This window comes from Flavobacterium seoulense (assembly GCF_000695795.1).
Lineage (GTDB): Bacteria > Bacteroidota > Bacteroidia > Flavobacteriales > Flavobacteriaceae > Flavobacterium > Flavobacterium seoulense.
This window is the reverse complement of the sequence record NZ_JNCA01000021.1, coordinates 50,966-67,139: the sequence shown is the minus strand read 5'-3', so window position 1 is coordinate 67,139 and position 16,174 is coordinate 50,966. Positions and strand designations below refer to the sequence as shown.

At 34.9% G+C, this 16,174-nt stretch carries 13 protein-coding genes; 5 read left to right on the top strand and 8 right to left on the bottom strand.

The window, feature by feature from the left end; translation table 11 throughout:
* Positions 1-42: 42 nt before the first annotated feature.
* The 3 genes from FEM21_RS11340 (at position 43) to FEM21_RS11330 (ending at position 3,940) form a co-directional block, all read left to right on the top strand.
* On the top strand, positions 43-807 hold the full coding sequence (locus FEM21_RS11340) for an SDR family NAD(P)-dependent oxidoreductase (RefSeq protein ID WP_035660495.1): 765 nt from the start codon (positions 43-45) through the stop codon (positions 805-807).
* A gap of 142 nt (positions 808-949) precedes the next feature.
* Positions 950-1,804, top strand: a complete 855-nt coding sequence (locus tag FEM21_RS11335) for a fumarylacetoacetate hydrolase family protein (RefSeq protein ID WP_035660494.1) — start codon at positions 950-952, stop codon at positions 1,802-1,804.
* 498 nt (positions 1,805-2,302) lie between these two features.
* Positions 2,303-3,940 carry a sodium/sugar symporter gene (locus tag FEM21_RS11330; protein ID WP_035660493.1) on the top strand — a complete coding sequence of 546 codons (1,638 nt, stop codon included), beginning with the start codon at positions 2,303-2,305 and terminating at the stop codon, positions 3,938-3,940.
* A 79-nt stretch (positions 3,941-4,019) separates the two neighbouring features.
* On the opposite strand, the gene FEM21_RS11325 is transcribed toward FEM21_RS11330, so the two are convergent.
* Positions 4,020-4,331 (bottom strand): DUF3861 domain-containing protein, encoded by a 312-nt coding sequence (locus FEM21_RS11325; RefSeq protein WP_035660492.1) that lies wholly within the window; start codon positions 4,329-4,331, stop codon positions 4,020-4,022.
* A gap of 240 nt (positions 4,332-4,571) precedes the next feature.
* Between FEM21_RS11325 and FEM21_RS11320 the strand changes: the two genes are divergently transcribed.
* Both FEM21_RS11320 and FEM21_RS11315 read left to right on the top strand, forming a co-directional pair.
* Complete coding sequence (locus FEM21_RS11320; protein ID WP_035660491.1) at positions 4,572-5,471, top strand: carbohydrate kinase family protein; 900 nt, start codon at positions 4,572-4,574, stop codon at positions 5,469-5,471.
* 69 nt (positions 5,472-5,540) lie between these two features.
* Positions 5,541-5,819, top strand: a complete 279-nt coding sequence (locus FEM21_RS11315) for a putative quinol monooxygenase (RefSeq protein ID WP_051627579.1) — start codon at positions 5,541-5,543, stop codon at positions 5,817-5,819.
* Between the two features lie 166 nt (positions 5,820-5,985).
* Here FEM21_RS11315 and FEM21_RS11310 read toward each other — a convergent pair whose 3' ends face one another.
* The 7 genes from FEM21_RS11310 to FEM21_RS11280 form a co-directional block, all read right to left on the bottom strand.
* Positions 5,986-6,909, bottom strand: coding sequence for a DNA adenine methylase (locus tag FEM21_RS11310; RefSeq protein WP_035660489.1), 924 nt, complete (start codon positions 6,907-6,909; stop codon positions 5,986-5,988).
* Positions 6,906-7,829 carry a type II restriction endonuclease gene (locus tag FEM21_RS11305; RefSeq protein ID WP_035660488.1) on the bottom strand — a complete coding sequence of 308 codons (924 nt, stop codon included), beginning with the start codon at positions 7,827-7,829 and terminating at the stop codon, positions 6,906-6,908. Before FEM21_RS11305 ends, FEM21_RS11310 begins: the two co-directional genes overlap by 4 nt.
* A gap of 285 nt (positions 7,830-8,114) precedes the next feature.
* Positions 8,115-9,218 (bottom strand): NADH:flavin oxidoreductase, encoded by a 1,104-nt coding sequence (locus FEM21_RS11300; protein WP_035660486.1) that lies wholly within the window; start codon positions 9,216-9,218, stop codon positions 8,115-8,117.
* Positions 9,219-9,472: 254 nt separating this feature from the next.
* A complete protein-coding gene (locus FEM21_RS11295; RefSeq protein ID WP_035660485.1) occupies positions 9,473-10,891 on the bottom strand; it encodes a TolC family protein in 1,419 nt (472 codons plus the stop codon).
* 129 nt (positions 10,892-11,020) lie between these two features.
* Positions 11,021-14,185 (bottom strand): efflux RND transporter permease subunit, encoded by a 3,165-nt coding sequence (locus FEM21_RS11290; RefSeq protein ID WP_035660484.1) that lies wholly within the window; start codon positions 14,183-14,185, stop codon positions 11,021-11,023.
* A 25-nt stretch (positions 14,186-14,210) separates the two neighbouring features.
* The gene (locus FEM21_RS11285) at positions 14,211-15,341 is read right to left on the bottom strand and encodes an efflux RND transporter periplasmic adaptor subunit (protein ID WP_236353618.1); all 1,131 of its coding nucleotides are present in this window, start codon (positions 15,339-15,341) and stop codon (positions 14,211-14,213) included.
* Positions 15,342-15,555: 214 nt separating this feature from the next.
* Complete coding sequence (locus tag FEM21_RS11280; protein WP_035660482.1) at positions 15,556-16,134, bottom strand: TetR/AcrR family transcriptional regulator; 579 nt, start codon at positions 16,132-16,134, stop codon at positions 15,556-15,558.
* Positions 16,135-16,174: the final 40 nt, after the last annotated feature.

The window sequence follows — 16,174 nt, the reverse complement described above, 5'->3', positions numbered from 1 at the left end:
TAAAAAATAATACCATTTTTAATATTTTAAATTACATAATAAATGTTCTCATTAAAAAATAAAAAAGCAGTTATTACTGGAGGTGGAAGCGGAATAGGACAGGCTATTTCTGTTCTTTTTGCTAAGCAGGGAGCTGAGGTTCATATTATTGAATTAACAGTCGAAAGCGCTCAGAATACTGTTGACGAAATTACTGCCGAAGGTGGAAAAGTTTATGCTCATGCCTGCAATGTTGCTAAGCATGATGAAGTAGTAGCTACTTTTGAAAAAATTGGAAATATCCACATTTTAGTTAACAATGCTGGGATTGCTCACGTAGGTAAAGTAGATACAACTCCTGAAGCTGATTTTGACCGAATTATGGATGTAAACGTAAAAGGAGTTTACAACTGTTTGTTTGCATCTATTCCTCAATTCCGTAAATCGGGTGGAGGTGCTATTGTTAATATGGCTTCAATTGCTTCATGGGTAGGAATTCCTGATCGTTTTGCTTATTCTACGGCTAAAGGTGCGGTAATGTCTATGACTTTATCAGTTGCCAAAGATTATATCAATGAGAATATTCGTTGTAACTCAATTTCTCCTGCGCGTGTACACACACCATTTGTTGATGGATTTATTTCTAAAAATTATCCTGGAAATGAAGCAGAGATATTTGATAAATTATCAAAATCACAGCCTATTGGAAGAATGGGAAAACCGGAAGAAATTGCTACTTTGGCATTGTTTTTAGCTAGTGATGAGTCTGGATTTATCACAGGTTCTGATTATCCTGTTGATGGAGGATTTATCAAATTAAATAATTAAAAAAGAGTTGCTAAGATTCTAAGCTGGTTTCTACAATTGAAACTAACAAAAGGCTAAGAATCTAAGCTATTAAGTGATAAGATTAAATAACTTAGCAACTTAGCAACTCAGTAACTTAGTAACTTTAAAAAAAATATAAAGAATGAAATTAATACGTTTTGGAGCTGAAGGAAGCGAAAAACCAGGAATTTTAGTTGGAGAAAAAAGATATGATGTTTCTTCTATTGTAACTGATTATAACGAATCTTTTTTCGAAAATAATGGATTAGAAAAATTAAAAGCAGCTATCGATGCTGGAACTTCTTTTCCTGAAGTTGCTGATGATGTTCGTTTAGGTTCAGCAGTGGCAAGACCTTCAAAAATTATCTGCATTGGATTGAATTATGTGGATCACTGTCACGAAACTGGTGCTCCAATCCCAACAGAACCAATTATTTTCTTTAAATCGACAACTTCTTTATGTGGACCAAACGATAATGTAATTATCCCTAAAGGAAGTGAAAAAACAGACTGGGAAGTTGAATTAGCATTCGTTGTAGGTAAAAAAGCTAGTTATGTTGAAGAAGCTGATGCTTTAGACTACGTTGCTGGATATGCTTTATTAAACGATTACAGCGAAAGAGCTTTCCAAATTGAAATGGGCGGACAATGGGCTAAAGGTAAAGGTTGTGATACTTTTGCACCACTTGGACCAGTTTTAGCTACTCAGGATGAAATTGCTGATGTAAATAATTTAGGAATGTGGTTAAGTGTTAACGGTAAAAAATACCAAGACAGTAATACGTCTAACCTAGTATTCAAAATTCCATTTTTAGTACATTATTTAAGCCAGTTCATGACGTTACTTCCTGGTGATATCATCAGTACAGGAACGCCTCCGGGAGTAGGTTTAGGAATTAAACCAGAACCAGTTTATGTAAAAGCAGGTGACGTAATTGAATTAGGAATCGAAGGTTTAGGTTCTAGTAAACAACATGCAGTAGCTTATTCTAAATAAGAAATTGTTACCAAATATATTTCTAAAAAGGAGTATTGGATTTAAAAATTCAATACTCCTTTTCCTTTTAGTATTCTGCGAGTTTTTTTCGAAAATACATTTATACCAATTATATTTATAAACTAGTCATATTGTCAACTAGAATTGATGAAAGCTGTTAGTTTTTACACAAAGATACGCAAAGCTAACACGGAGACACACAAAGATTAAATTACCTTAGCGCATCTCTGAGTGAATTCCTCTGTGAATCTCTGTGAAACAACAATTAGGCTTATTTGTATTCATAAATGGTATTACAACAGCTGTTTTATTCTAAAAGTCTCAATCTGTTAGAGTTGTAATTCGTGTTTGTATTAGCTGAATGGATTATTTTTTATTATTGCTAAAATCATCCATGCATTAGCACAGAATATCCATATTGAACTTTGGTTTTGATTCTATTTTTGTGTAGTTAGTTACTATTAACTAAAAAATAAAACCAACCAAACCAACCCAACTATGAACCCCTTACAAACCGCAGATTACGTTGTTTTTCTTATTTATTTTATTATAGTTACCTCTTATGGGATGTACATTTATCGAAGTAAGAAAAACGCAATTACCAGTTCTAATGATTATTTTTTAGCCGAAGGTTCGCTAACCTGGTGGGCAATTGGAGCTTCTTTGATTGCTTCTAATATTTCGGCGGAGCATTTTATAGGAATGAGTGGTTCAGGATTTGCACTAGGCTTAGCTATTTCTTCTTATGAATGGATGTCGGCTGCAACTTTGATTATTGTAGCTGTATTTATTCTTCCGGTATATCTTAAAAACAAGATATTCACCATGCCACAATTTTTGGCAAAACGCTATAATGATACCGTAAGTGCAATTATGGCGGTCATTTGGCTGTTAATTTATGTATTTGTCAATCTTACTTCAATCATTTATTTGGGAGCTTTAGCTATTTCGTCTATTGCGCCGGTTAGTTTCGAATTTTGTATCATCGGATTGAGTTTGTTCTCTGTCATTGTTACTTTAGGAGGAATGAAAGTTATTGGATACACTGATATGTTTCAGGTTATCGTATTAATATTAGGAGGTTTAGTTACGACTTATTTGGCGCTAACATTACTTTCGGAGCAATTTGGATACGGAAAAGATATTTTAAAAGGGCTTACAATTATAGCCGATAAAGCGCCCGGACATTTACAAATGATTTTTGATAAATCCAATCCGCATTATGCCGAATTGCCTGGAATGTCAGTGATTATAGGAGGAATGCTTATTAATAATCTGGCCTATTGGGGATGTAATCAATATATTGTTCAACGCGCTTTAGGTGCCGATTTAAAAACGGCACGAAAAGGAATTTTATTTGCTGCTTTCTTAAAATTATTAGTTCCTGTTATTGCTGTTTTACCCGGAATCGCGATGTATGTAATGCATCAAAACGGCATGTTTCAAAGCGAAATGCTGGATGCAGCAGGAGTTTTAAAACCAGACCGCGCTTATCCAACCTTAATGAATTTATTGCCTCCGGGTTTAAAAGGAATTGCTCTGGCGGCTTTAACTGCTGCAATCGTGGCTTCATTAGCAGGAAAAGCCAATAGTATTTCGACGATTTTTTCTTTAGATATTTATCGAAAATATTTTAATAAAAACGCATCCGAGAAAAAACTGGTTCGTGTTGGCCGTGCCTGTGTTGTAGTTGCCATGTTTATTGGAGCTCTTGTTGCGCCTTCGTTAAAAACACTGGATCAGGCTTATCAGTTTATTCAGGAATATGTAGGTTTCTTTTCTCCGGGAGTGCTTGCCATTTTCATGTTGGGAATGTTCTGGAAAAAAACAACCGCTTCCGCTGGACTGGCAGGAGCTTTGTTAACGGTGCCTATTGCTACAGTATTAAAGTTTTTACCGGTTTGGACCAATGGCGCTTTTCCTGACTTTCCGTTCTTAGACCGAATGACGATTGCATTTTTCATCATTGTATTTCTGATGGTTGCTATTAGTTTATTATGTCCGGAATCTAAAGAACAGCATGAAAAACACCAAATAGAAGTCGATACCGCTATGTTCAAAGTGTCTTCCGAATTTGTGATTGGATCGTTTATAATCTGTGGTGTATTAGTCGCTTTATATACCGTTTTCTGGTAATCTTTAATTGTTTAGTTGTTTATAAATTGAAAAAGGATTTTACTGTTAAAGTAGAATCCTTTTTTGCTTTTCGAAATAATTACTCCTTATCTGTAGCGGGAATCGCTTTTAGTTTTTTCATGAATTGTCCAAAAGCAGGAGCCAGTTCTTCAAACAAAGGATCTTTTCGGTTTTTAAGCATTACTTCGCTAAATAATTTTAGTCCAATAGCAAATTCTGTTGCTTGTTCCAGATTATCAAATAATCCTTTGCTTTTCTGTCTTTCGATAATAGAGAAAATATCATCGTGATTTTCAAAATTAAGTTCGATGGGAGCTGCAGACTGGATTTCACCTTTTGCATCCTTTAAATATTCGAGTGTTAGCTTGTATTGATGAGCTCTTTTTTCCATGATTGTAATTGCTATAATTGTGTTTTATAAATTTAAAAAATACTAATCAAACAATAAAGTTAAATCGTCCAAATCAGGAATTGTAGCTATGAAAATGACTATTCCATAGACTTAAATTTTTCTAAAAGTTGCTAAAAATCACTTTTTATTCTGATGATTAGTTCAAATAAAAGTTTAACTTTATAAATAAGCATTTTTTTAAAGAGATTAAAATGCCAAAACCATTAATCGTTTTTTGTTATGGCTAAAGATAAAAAGATAAAAGCAGTATCGTTTGGAGAAGTATTATGGGATGTGTTTCCTACGCACAAAAAAATTGGCGGCGCACCCTTAAATGTTGCGTTACGAATGAGTTCGCTGGGTGCTGAAGTAACTATGGTAAGTAGTGTAGGAACGGATGAAGATGGAGATGCTATCGTATCTTATGCTGCAGAAAATGGTGTAAATACTGATTTTATTCAGCAGTCAAAAGGATACAAAACCGGAATTGTTCAGGTAATGATTAACGAAAAAGGAAATGCTTCTTACGATATTTTATATCCATCAGCTTGGGATAAAATTCAGGTGGAAGAACAATTACTAAAAAAGATTTCAAAGGCCGATGTATTTGTTTTTGGCAGTTTAAGTGCCCGTGGTGAAGATTCCCGTGCGACATTATTGCATTTACTGGAAAACACCAATACGTATAAAGTTTTTGATGTCAATTTAAGAGCGCCTTATTACACTTTTGATTTATTAAACGAACTGATGCAAAAAGCCGATTTTATCAAACTCAACGACGAAGAATTACTCGAAATCAGTCAGAAAATGAATTCGCCTTATCATTCTTTTGAGCAAAATATTCAATTCATCGCTGAGCAAACCAAAACCAAACAAATATGTGTTACCAAAGGTCCTTTTGGCGCGGTTTTGTATCATAAAGAAAAGTTTTATTATAATAGCGGTTATTTCATAAAAGTAGCTGATACTGTGGGCGCAGGTGATTCTTTTCTAGCTTCTTTACTTAGCAAATTGTTAAAGGGAAAATCACCTCAAAAGGCTTTGAATTTTGCTTGTGCAGTGGGAGCTTTGGTTGCCGGAAGCGAAGGTGCTAATCCTGAATTAACTAAAGAAGCCATCAAAAAATACATGATGTTGTAGTGATAGATTTATCTTCGAAAAGTAGAAAATAATACTACCTTTAAACCTGAATAAAAAAAATACCAGATTATGATTTCGATTACAGCCATTATAAAAAGCAAGAAAGAAAATATTGAAAAAGTTACCGAAATGGTTCAGCATATTGTGAGAGAGACCCGAAATGAAGCCGCCTGCATTCGTTATGATTTACACTGCACCGAAAATGTTTTTATCATTTGGGAAGAATGGACCGATCAGGCAGGACTAGACATTCACAACAGCCAACAATATTTAATCGATTTTATTGCCGAAAGTGAAGACTTATTAGCTGCTCCTATTCAGGTTTATAAAACGACGCAGGTTTTATAGTTTCATTTATTAAAAAGAAATTAAATAACGTTTCGTGGCTTGGCGATGGTGGGGCAATTGAAGCGAAAATTTTCATTTTTGCGCAAATGTTGAACCGAAAAAAAACATTGAACTTTGCAGTTTCGCCCCCACTATCGCAAAACCCTTGTTTATGTTCAGTGCTTTTTTACGCTGTCCAGTCTATTTCTAATTGTTCAAGTTTTGATTTTTCTTTCAAACCGTGATTATGTGGATTAAAATGGTCAGTGTTGAAATTACAAACTAAAGCTTCTACAACAGTTCTTCTGTTTTCAATACTTCCCCCATTATGATAAAAATGGTCTTTTGTCAATACATTGAATTTTTTCCAAAATTTTTCAATCATTTCGTTTTGTCTCCAATCGTTATGATGCCAAGTTGAAAGAATGAATTTTGCTTTTGTTTCACTCAAAAGATTAAATAGTAGTTCTTCATCTTGTTCTGTCCAACCATTAAAATAATCAACGTGTCTGCCATAATATGGTGGGTCACAATAAATAATATCATTTTCAGTTGCTAAAGGAATGATTTCAGCAAAGGATTTATTATGAAATGTCCAATCAGGTTCGGATTGAATTATTTGTGAAACCTTACTTACTTGATTTGTGATTTTGGTTACATAAGCTTGAGCAAAACGGTCTGGTTTTTTACAAAAAGGAATATTCCAATGTCCTTTTTTGTTAAATCTCATCATTCCATTAAATCCTGCTCTTGAAAGAAAGATAAAGTCGTAAGGTGAAAATTCTCCCGAATTGAAACGTGAACGAACTTCCAAATAATGTTCATATCCGTTATTTTCAGCTTTACTTAAAATTGCTCCTTCATTTTCAAGGTAATGCTTCATCAGCGGTGCGGTAATTTTTTTTTGCTGAATACCTTTATAGAAATTAATGATATGCGGATTTGTATCGTTTAAAATAGCTCTTTTATAACCAGAATTAAACGCAACAACGCCAGTTCCAAGAAATGGTTCTATCCATTTGCCTGGTACTTTCGGAGCAAGATCCATAATCCACGGAACAAGCTTGGTTTTAATTCCCTGGCTTTTTATGGGTGGAATAATTACTTTCATTTTGTATCTTTTTTATAAGGTTTTCTTGATACAATTTTATCCCATAAGTCCTTTCTGCCTTTGAATTCTAAAAAGTCTCTAAGTGTTGTTATTTTAGTAGGCTTTCCGTCTTTTACCATTGTTGCAGAGCCGTGATTTATCCAATATTCATCAAACCATTCTTCTCCCAGTTGGCTAAAAATACCATTCTCATTTCTCAAATCCTCAATACTCAAAGTTGAACCAATATTTGCTGTATTTCCAGAGCCTTGCTTGTCGCTTGCAATTTTCCATTTTTCTGCAACAAAAAAGTCGAAATCTTTAATTACAGAAGTTATTGATTTTAAGTTGTCAACAGTTGTGACTTTCCGTTCTCCAACTTTTGTGTTGGGAGTTTCATAGTCTTCTTGCAATTCTTGAACTTGATAGATTTCAGTATCAGTAGGGTCATCGGCATTGATGTCAGTACGAGTGTAAATAACTCCTAAACAGAAATGTCCCAAATATTGGTTGTATGGAAATTGAATATTTTTCTTTTTATCTCTTTCCTTGAAATAACTTCCGTGACTTCCAAGCGTAAAACTCGAAATTCCATTTTTCTTGCGGTAAGTAGTTTTTAAGTCTACAGCAAATTTCACTTGTTCATTTTCCTTGTGAATAAAAGTAAGGTCGGGATAATAGTTTTGGTGTTCGGTTAAAATAATATTGTAGTTATTTTCTTCTGCAAATTGTAAGATTTGTGGAAATATATGGATTTCAAGAATTTTAGAAACAATTTTAGTATCTGAAGAAATTGTATAAATATTTTTATAAACATCGATAAATCCTTTTACAGACCAATCACCGTTTTCAGTAGAGACGTATTTTTCGAGTTTTTCAGTAAAAGTGTCTAATGCCTTTTTGAACTCTGTTTTATATTTATTTTTTATTTTTAAATCCATATTACAAAGTTACAATTTTAATCTTGGTCAGTTTGTTGATAAGTTTGTTTTTTTTGTCAGATATTGATGTTAGCACAGTCGCTCATAGCATTGGGTATAACTCTCAAATATACACAATAAACTTTCGTAAATACACTAAAATATAGTTAGATATACACTATATAGTCTATTTTTAAATATAGTATTTTTATGTAATAAAGTATTAAGATTTGAAAATAAAAAACAAACCCCTAAACATCCAACTGTTTAAGGGTTTGTCAACAAATAATAAACCTAAATATAAAATTATAAAACTAATTCGCTTAAAGCTTCTTTGCTGAATCCTACTAATTCTTTGGTTTTTCCTGCTTTTATTTTGGCAACCCAATTTGGGTCGGACAATAATGGTCTTCCCACGGCAACCAAATCAAAATCCCCTCTGTCAAAACGTCTGGTTAGTTCATCTAAAGATGCCGGTTGCGAACTTTCGCCAGCAAAAGCACCAAAGAAATCAGAGGAAAGTCCAACAGAACCTACGGTAATGGTAGGCGCTCCGGTTACTTTTTTAGCCCATCCTGCAAAATTCAAATCAGAATGTTCAAATTCCGGTTCCCAGAAACGGCGTTGCGAGCAATGTAAAATATCGACTCCGGCATTAACCAACGGTGTCAGCCAGGCGTCTAATTCCTGAGGTGTTTTCGCAAGTTTATAGTTGTAATCAGAAGGCTTGAATTGAGAGAAACGCATAATCACAGCAAAATCATTTCCTACTTGTCGTCTCACTTCTTTCACTACTTCAATAGCAAAACGACTGCGTTCTGCCAGTGTTTTTCCACCATAAATATCAGTACGTAAATTGGTTTCAGGATTAAAGAACTGGTCAATTAAATAACCGTGTGCACCGTGAATTTCGATAGTGTCAAATCCTAATCTTTTGGCGTCAGCAGCAGCTTTTCCAAAAGCGATAATCGTATCTTCAATGTCTTTTTCGGTCATGGTATTTCCGTTAGAAAAACCAGGTCGGTTCAATCCTGACGGACCTTCAAACGGAACCGGAGGAACCCAACCTGAATGATGATTGTCCATAATCCCCATATGCCATATTTGTGGTCCCATTTGACCTCCGGAAGCATGGACTTCATGGATTACTTTTTCCCAACCTTTTAAAGCTTCATTACCATGAAAATGAGGAACATTCCCATCATTAGATGAAGAAGGACGATCAATAACGGTTCCTTCAGATAATATTAAACCTACTTCACCTTCGGCTCTTTTTTGATAATAAGCAGCGACTTCGTCCGTTGGAATTCCGTTTGGAGAAAAAGAACGCGTCATTGGCGCCATTACAATTCTGTTTTTAAGCTGTAATGTTTTTAGATTAAAGGGAGTAAATAAATTAGTTGTACTCATATTTTTATAATTTAAATTTTATTATTCTTTATTGTTTTGATATTGAAAACATTATTTTGAATTCTTTAATTGTCCTTAGCTTTCGCAGTCGAGTGTCAAATATTTGAAGAATGCGTTAAAAGAAAATCTGTTTGAGCGTAGCGAGTTATTTTCTTTTAGTATTCGAAAATTAATTTGACCGACGAGAAAGCGTAAGACTTGATTTTTTTGTTTCTTTTTTGATTAAGCAAAAAAGAAAATTACAATTCAAAATTTTATTTCCAGCCACCACCTAAGGCGCGGTACAATTCGATATTAGCAGCTAATTGCTCTCTTTTCATATTGGCTAATTCCAATTCGCTTTGCAATAAATTAGTCTGTGCCGATAAGACTTCCAGGTATTCTGCCATTCCGTTTTTGAATAATAAATTAGAATTTTTAATTGCTTGCTGCAGGGTTTTTACTTTTTGGTTTAAGAATGATTCCTGCTGTTCTAATTTTTCTACTTTTACTAAAGCATCCGAAATTTCGCTTACAGCAACTAAAACCGTTTGTCTAAAACTCAAAACCGATTTTTCTCTTTCGGCCAAAGCAATATTGTACTGCGTTCTTAGTCTTTTTCCGTTCAATAAAGGCTGGGTTAAACCTCCGGCAACCGTTCCAAATAAAGAAGCAGGCATGGTAAACCAACTGCTGGTTTCGAATGAGTTGGCGCCTCCTTGTGCGGTGATTTTAAGCGAAGGATACAAATCGGCTTTTGTGATTCCAACATTCGCATTGGCAACTTTTAAGGCTAATTCGGCACTTTTTACATCAGGTCTTCGGCTTACTAATAAAGACGGAATTCCAATAGCTGTATTGTTTTTCAATTCAATAGCATTCAAACTCGTATTTCTGGCTTTCGAATCAGGAAAAGAACCCGTTAAAACACTCAGCGCATTTTCCTGAATGGCAATGTTTTGTTCCAATAACGGAATCAATTGTGCGGCATTCAGCTGCTGTGCTTCTGATTGCTGAATCGCTAATGTAGTACCTTGTCCTGAATCGTATTTTAGCTGAATAATTTTAGTCGTACTATCATTTAATTTCAGGTTTTGTCGGGCAATATTCAATTGAGCATCCAGCATTAAAAGATTGTAATAACCTTTGGCAACATTAGCCACAATAGTAGTTTGCAATGCTTTTTTCACTTCTTCAGATTGCAGATAACTGGCAAAAGCTCCCTTTTTTTGATTTTTGATTTTTCCCCAGATATCTGCTTCCCACGAAAGAGAAACTCCTGCCGAATAATCGTCAATGTGTTTTTGGCCCAAAGCCTGATTTAAGTTCATACCAGTAAAACTATTGTCTGAAGGATTGCTGGTAGTGGCATTTACAGCAAAATTCACCTGAGGAATATTCCCCCATTTAGATTGTGTAAAACGATATTGCGCAATTTCGATGTTTTTAGTAGCAATTTGTAAATCGTTATTTCGGGTTACGGCGCTGTCAATTAATTGGATAATATCTTTTTCTGTAAAGAAATTTTTCCAGTCTAAATCAGCAATACTGCTGCTGTCTTTTGAAACCGATGCATTCCTGAAAGTTTCAGGAAATGCATCTTTTGGTGTTTCAATATCCTTTGTAATTTTGCAGGATATTAATGTGAGGAGTATAAAAGCACCCGTCACTGTTTTGGTTATATATTGTTTCATTATAGTTCTTCTTTATTTTTCTGAACAAAAATCTTTTTTAGTTTCCAATTCTTCCCATACTTTATAGGATAAGAATCCAATACTGATAATTACTCCTATCAGTACTATTGTGATATAGTTTTCCATATTTTATTTTTCTTCGTTATGGATAACCGCTATGGGTTTTCCTGAAATTTTTTCCTGTAAATGCTGGAATAGAATGAAGAGTACAGGGATAATAAATAACCCGATAATTACTCCTGAAACCATTCCTCCCGCAGCACCAATACTTATCGAATGATTTCCTTGTGCCGAAGGACCTTGTGCGCTCATCATCGGAACTAATCCTACCACAAAGGCAAGCGAAGTCATGATAATTGGACGCAAACGTAATTTGGCTGCTTCAATCGAAGCCTTGATTAAATTTTGTCCTGATTTTCTTTTTTGGACAGCAAATTCGACAATCAAAATCGCATTTTTAGCCAGTAATCCAATAAGCATTACCAATGCAACCTGTACGTAAATGTTGTTTTCGATTCCTGTTAAACCAATGGCTATAAATACTCCGAAAATTCCTGTTGGGATAGAGAAAATAACCGCTAATGGCAAAATGTAACTTTCGTATTGCGCTGCCAGTAAGAAATAAATAAAGATCAAACACAATAGGAAAATCGTTGCCGACTGACCTCCGGATGAAATTTCTTCTCTCGTTTGTCCTGAGAATTCGTAGCTGTAACCGGCTGGCAATTGCTGTGCTGCCACTTCTTCAATAGCTTTAATCGCATCACCTGAACTAAATCCTGTTTTCGGAATCGCATTAATCGAAATTGAGTTAAATAAATTGTATCTCGAAGCAGTTTCAGAACCATAAATACGGCTTAATTTTACTAAGGTGTTGATAGGCACCATTTCACCATTTTTATTTTTCACAAAAACACGATCGATTGACGAAGGTTCGGCTCTGTCAGCAATATCTGCCTGAACAACCACACGATAGTATTTTCCAAATCGGTTAAAATCAGAAGCTTGTGCACTACCAAAATACGCTTGCATGGTTTGCAGAATGTCTTTTACATTCACGCCCAATTGATCTGCTTTTTCATCATTGATATCCAATTGCAATTGCGGATAATCGGCTTTGAAAGAAGTAAAGGCAACCGCAATTTCAGGACGCTTCATCAATTCGCCAATGAAATTTTGAGAAATTCCACTGAATTTATCCAGTTTTCCTCCCGTTTTGTCCTGTAAAACCAAATCTAAAGCTTCGACATTACTAAATCCGGGAACTGTTGGGAAACTAAATACAAAGAAACTTCCGCCCGAAATGGCATCTAATTTACCACGAACTTGATTCATGATTTCGTCAATGTTTTTCACTTCGCCACGTTCTTCATTTGGCTTAAGCAAAACAAAAATTACTGCCGATGATGGACTTGTAGAATTTGTCAATAAGTTAAAACCTGAAACCGCAGTTACATCTCGGGATGCATCTAATTCACTTAAAATATTTTCGGCTTCAGTCATTACTTTTTGTGTTCCGTCAAGAGAAGTTCCTGAAGGCGTATTTACCGAAATAGCAATAAAACCTTGGTCTTCTGTTGGGATAAATCCTGCCGGAGTAGTATTTACCATTACAATTGTAGCTGCTGTAATTAGGACTAATCCACCGATACTCAACCATTTTCTGCGAATTAAAAATTGCAATCCGCCTACATATCTATTGGTTAATGAATTAAAGCTTTTGTTAAATCCATCAAAGAATTTTTCTTTAAATCCTCTTTTTTCATAAGGCTTATTGTCATCATTTACAGCATGATTGTCTTTTAAGAATAAAGCGGCAAGGGCAGGGCTCAATGTCAATGCATTTACAGCCGAAATTACAATTGCAATTGCCATCGTAAAAGCAAACTGACGGTAGAAAACTCCTGTTGAACCTTCCATGAAACCAACTGGTAAGAATACCGCTGCCATTACTAAAGTAATCGAAATAATTGCTCCGGTAATTTCGTGCATTGCTTCATGCGTGGCAATTTTTGGTGACAAATGTTTGTGCTCCATTTTGGCATGTACGGCTTCGACGACCACAATAGCATCATCGACTACAATACCAATCGCCAGAATTAAAGCAAACAAAGTCAAAAGGTTAATTGAAAATCCAAATAGCTGCATGAAAAAGAACGTACCTAAAATAGCCACAGGCACGGCAATGGCAGGAATTAAAGTCGATCTAAAATCTTGTAGGAACAGAAATACAACGATAAATACCAGAATAAAAGCTTCAATCAAAGTATGTTTTACCTGATCGATAGATTGGTCTAAAGATACTTTGGTACTATAAAAAATGTTTTTGTTGATCCCTTTTGGGAAATCTTTAGAAGCTTTTTCCATCAATTCGTTAATGGCAACCTGAATATCATTCGAATTAGATCCTGCCAACTGAATAACTCCAATTACAATTCCTTTTTTACCATTTAATCGGGTTAAACTGTTATAGGAGTAGGCACCCAATTCTACTCGCGCTACATCTTTTAATCTTAAGATAGAACCGTCAGCATTCGAGCGAATGGCAATTTTTTCATATTCTTCAGGTTTGGTAAGTTTCCCTTTGTATTTAATAACATATTCGAAAACTTCTTTACTTCTTTCTCCAAATTTTCCCGGAGCAGCTTCTAAACTTTTATCCTGAATAGCAGCCATAACTTCACTTGGCGTGATATTGTGAGTTGCCATTTGGGATGGATTTAACCAAACACGCATCGAATAATCTTTTACTCCACCAAAAATACTGGCAGAACCAACTCCCGGAATACGTTTAATTTCAGGGATAATATTGATTTGGGCATAATTAGCAACAAAAGTCTGGTCGTATTTTGATTCATCATCGGTGTACATACCAATTGCCATAATAAAACTGTTTTGTTGTTTGGCAGTGATAACACCTTGCTGAACTACTTCTGCAGGCAATTGGCTTGTAGCCTGTGCCACTCTGTTTTGAACGTTTACTGCGGCCTGATCAGCATCAGTACCTAATTTGAAGAAAACGGTGATGGCTAAAGTTCCGTCGTTACTGGCGGTAGAACTCATGTAAGTCATGTTTTCCACACCATTAATAGATTCTTCCAGTGATGGTGCTACCGAACGTAATACTGTTTCAGCATTGGCTCCGGGATAAACTGCTGTTACTAAAACCGAGGGAGGTGCGATATCAGGAAATTGCTGTAAAGGCAATTTTGTAAGTCCAAGCACTCCTAAAATCACCAATAAAATGGAAATTACCGTGGCGAGTACCGGTCTTTGTATAAATATTTTGAACATTGGTATAACTATTAGTTTTGATTAATTATTTCTGAGCAATTTGTTTTTTTGATTTTTCAGGCTGAATTAGCTGTCCTTCCTGAAGTTTGTCGATACCGCTTAATACAATTTGGTCTCCTGATTTTACTCCGTCTGCGATTAGATAATTAGTACCGCTTTTTCCGCTGATGCTAATAGGAGTTTTGGTTACTTTATTTTCTTTATTTACCGTAAAAACAAATACCTTATCCTGCATTTCAACCGTAGCCGATTGCGGAATTAAAATAGCATCATCATGTTGGATCCCTAATTTGATTTTTCCGGTATTTCCTGAACGTAAAGTCCCGTTTTTATTAGGGAAAGTTGCTCTTAAAGTAATGGCTCCGGTGTTTTTATCAAATTGACCATCGACCATATCAATTTTTCCTAATGTGCCATAATCAGAATTATCTGCAAGAATTAAGGTAACAGGAGGTAATTTTTTGATTTTATCATTTAGCGTAGTACCGTTATAAAGCGATTTGAATTTGATAAAATCAGTTTCACCTAATGAAAAATAAGCATACACTTCGTGAACATCAGATAAATTAGTTAATGGTTCAATATCTGTTGCAGAAACCAAACTTCCTTGTTTTTTAGGCAATCTACCAATGTATCCGCTTACAGGCGCAGTAACATTAGTATATCCTAAATTAATTTTAGCCGAAGCTACCATCGCTTTTGCCTGTTCGATATTGGCGAAAGCAATTTTTTGTGTTGCTTTAGCAGTTTTTAACTGATAATCAGAAACTACTTTGTTTTGAACTAACGGAGTCAGTTTATCAACTTCTAATTGTGCATTTAAATAAGTAGCTTCAGCGGCATGAAGATTAGCCAAAGCATTGTTCAATTGCTCACGAAACGGACGTTCGTTGATTTTAAAAAGCGTTTGTCCTTTGTTTACATAAGCACCTTCATCAACATAAATTTTTTCAAGATTTCCGCTTACTTGCGGACGAATTTCTACATCTACAGCGCCTTGTAAAGCTGCCGGATATTCGACATCAGTAACTGCATTACTATTTGTGATGGATAAAACAGGCAGGAGCGGAGCTGCGGCTGCTGGAGGAGCTGCATTCTTATCGTTACAACTAATAACGAATAATGCTATTATACTAATTAGGGTAATTTTTTTCATAATTGAAATTGGGTTAAAAATGGACTTAGAAATTATTGTTTTTGGAATAATCGTTTCAGAATTCATGCTATTTGTCATTTAAAAGGTTATTGTTTTGAATAGTTATAATTCTGGAACAATCATTTCAGAATCAATGCTGTAAATTAAAAATTGGTATGCGTATTCTATATTTTATCTGAAATAAACGTTCCAGAATTAAATAAAAAAAATGAAACTATTTAAATATATTCTTAATCAGAAATTCTGACATTTTTTTAATTTTGATTGGATTTCCATTTAGGATATACGATTGCTTCCAGCCTGTAAAAGAAGTTGCAATGTATTCAGCCATTAATGAAGCATCTTCTGTATTGTCCATGTCACCGTCATCCATTGCTTTTTGAACAATTGTAGCCATGAATTCAATAAAAAGATCATTGTTTTTGCTCATTTGATTTCGAACAGTGCAATCATCAGGAGCAATTTCGAAAATTGTTTTCATTCCCAGACATCCTTTGTCGCAATCTACAATCCAGTCTGCTTTGTCAGTAATAATCTTAATTAATGCTGCTTTAGCAGATTTTTCATTAGCAACTTTGTCTTTCACTTCCTGCATTGCATTATCAAAATAATTACAAATGCATTTCATGAATAATTGATGCTTGTCGCCAATGGTGTTGTATAAACTGCTTCGGTTAATCTGCATTGCATCCACAAGGTCTTGCATTGAAGTAGCATTATATCCTTTTTCCCAAAAGACATTCATTGCTTTTTCAATTTTTTCAACCTCGTTAAATTCTACACAGCGAGCCATAAGATTTAATTTTCACTTTGCAAATGTAAAAACTATTTTT

Excerpts from the sequence above, each read along its gene's own strand:
- FEM21_RS11285 (WP_236353618.1), bottom strand. The coding sequence starts at position 15,341 with ATGAAAAAAATTACCCTAATTAGTATAATAGCATTATTCGTTATTAGT.
- FEM21_RS11300 (WP_035660486.1), bottom strand. The coding sequence starts at position 9,218 with ATGAGTACAACTAATTTATTTACTCCCTTTAATCTAAAAACATTACAG.
- FEM21_RS11320 (WP_035660491.1), top strand. The coding sequence starts at position 4,572 with ATGGCTAAAGATAAAAAGATAAAAGCAGTATCGTTTGGAGAAGTATTA.
- FEM21_RS11315 (WP_051627579.1), top strand. The coding sequence starts at position 5,541 with ATGATTTCGATTACAGCCATTATAAAAAGCAAGAAAGAAAATATTGAA.
- FEM21_RS11305 (WP_035660488.1), bottom strand. The coding sequence starts at position 7,829 with ATGGATTTAAAAATAAAAAATAAATATAAAACAGAGTTCAAAAAGGCA.
- FEM21_RS11295 (WP_035660485.1), bottom strand. The coding sequence starts at position 10,891 with ATGAAACAATATATAACCAAAACAGTGACGGGTGCTTTTATACTCCTC.
- FEM21_RS11335 (WP_035660494.1), top strand. The coding sequence starts at position 950 with ATGAAATTAATACGTTTTGGAGCTGAAGGAAGCGAAAAACCAGGAATT.
- FEM21_RS11340 (WP_035660495.1), top strand. The coding sequence starts at position 43 with ATGTTCTCATTAAAAAATAAAAAAGCAGTTATTACTGGAGGTGGAAGC.
- FEM21_RS11310 (WP_035660489.1), bottom strand. The coding sequence starts at position 6,909 with ATGAAAGTAATTATTCCACCCATAAAAAGCCAGGGAATTAAAACCAAG.
- FEM21_RS11290 (WP_035660484.1), bottom strand. The coding sequence starts at position 14,185 with ATGTTCAAAATATTTATACAAAGACCGGTACTCGCCACGGTAATTTCC.
- FEM21_RS11330 (WP_035660493.1), top strand. The coding sequence starts at position 2,303 with ATGAACCCCTTACAAACCGCAGATTACGTTGTTTTTCTTATTTATTTT.
- FEM21_RS11325 (WP_035660492.1), bottom strand. The coding sequence starts at position 4,331 with ATGGAAAAAAGAGCTCATCAATACAAGCTAACACTCGAATATTTAAAG.
- FEM21_RS11280 (WP_035660482.1), bottom strand. The coding sequence starts at position 16,134 with ATGGCTCGCTGTGTAGAATTTAACGAGGTTGAAAAAATTGAAAAAGCA.